The organism is Candidatus Clostridium helianthi (assembly GCF_045310795.1).
GTDB classification, from domain to species: Bacteria; Bacillota; Clostridia; order Clostridiales; family Clostridiaceae; genus Clostridium; species Clostridium helianthi.
This window is the reverse complement of sequence record NZ_JBJIAB010000097.1, coordinates 1-1,649: the sequence shown is the minus strand read 5'-3', so window position 1 is coordinate 1,649 and position 1,649 is coordinate 1. Positions and strand designations below refer to the sequence as shown.

The window sequence follows — 1,649 nt, the reverse complement described above, 5'->3', positions numbered from 1 at the left end:
CCTGAATTATTCATAAAATTATATGAAACATGCTTTGCATGGCTCGTTAAGCTGTTCTTAACAAATTCAAAACTTCACTTATTAAGTGAAAAAATATAGAAAAATAGACTCAAATTTGTTATGGTTAATTTGCGAAAAAAAACAATTAACAAAGGAGAGTCTATATGGGTAGTTTATTAGAAAAATCTTTGAATTTCAAGAGAAATGTAAAAATTAATTTTGATGGTGGAAATTTAACATCAGATTCTGGTCTTATTTTATATAGTGAATTTGATGAAAGAATAGGTTTTTCAAGAACTGTAAAAGATGTTTTTTATGTTAATGATGGAATTAATCATAGAGAACATACAAACGAAGAGATATTACTACAAAAAGTTTATCAAAGAATAGCTGGCTATACAACCGACGATAATTCAGATGAATTAAGATATGATCCAGCGCTTACTACAATTTTAGATAAAAATGCACTAGCTTCACAGCCTACAATTTCACGTTTTAATAACAATCTCGATAAAGAAAACTTAAGACAATTTAATAAAATAAATGAGTTGGTTTTGGATAAAGTATACTCAATTGATATGCCAAATCAAATAATTTTGGATATTGATTCTACTAATTTTGAAACTTATGGTAATCAATATGGTTCAGCATACAATTCACATTATTCAGCAAATGGATATCATCCACTATTAGTTTTTGATGGACTAACAGGTGATTTATTAAAGGCAGAGTTGCGTTCTGGAAATGTTTATACATCAAGAAAAACAGTGGCTTTTATTGGTCCATTATTAAAAAGGTATTCAAATAAATATATTTGTACAGACCTATACATTCGTGGCGATAGCGGTTTTGCTATACCTGGACTTTATGAAATTGCAGAAGAACATGATGCTAAATATGCAATAAGATTAAAAGCAAATGCAACATTGTATAAGTATTCTGAAGAATTTACTACAAGAATGGAGATATTATGCAAAAGAAATATCTATGACCATTATACTATATATGGTGAATTTGTATATAAAGCAAAGAAATGGACTAAAGAACGTAGAGTTGTTGTGAAATTAGAAAAGAAAGAAGGTCAAATGTGTATAGATTATACTTTTGTTGTGACTAACATGACCAGCCATCCAGAAGCTGTAATAAAATTTTATTGTAATAGAGGAACAATGGAGAATTTTATTAAAGAAGGCAAAAACGGCTTCGCTTTCGATAAAATGAGTAGTTCATCTTTTATCGCAAATGCTAATAAGCTTCAAGAGATGGTTTTAGCATACAATTTAAACAATTGGATGAGAAGATTATGTTTTACAAATTCAATGAAATCTCTAAGAATAGAAACAATACGAATGAAAATAATTAAAGTAGCTGGTAAACTTGTAAAGAGTAGTAGATACTTAAAATTCAAACTCTGTAGTTCATGTGCTTATCAAAATGAGTTTTGGCATATTTTAAAAAATATCAATTCACTGCCGTTATTAAATTGATTCAGATTACAATTTAATATGTAAGATATGGTTAAAACCTAAAGTCCGTAGCGAAGCTGTACGTATATTTAGAAAAATAATTAAAAATTAAGAAAAGAAATAGCTAATAGCATGAAAAACTAACTTTCTTATGTTATTAACTATATCTATGAATAATTCAGG

1 protein-coding gene is annotated in these 1,649 nt (G+C 27.8%); it reads left to right on the top strand.

Features of this window, described 5'->3' with window-relative positions; all coding sequences use genetic code 11:
- Nucleotides 1–164: 164 nt before the first annotated feature.
- The gene (locus ACJDTP_RS27310) at nucleotides 165–1,487 is read left to right on the top strand and encodes an IS1380 family transposase (RefSeq protein WP_111944668.1); all 1,323 of its coding nucleotides are present in this window, start codon (nucleotides 165–167) and stop codon (nucleotides 1,485–1,487) included.
- Nucleotides 1,488–1,649: the final 162 nt, after the last annotated feature.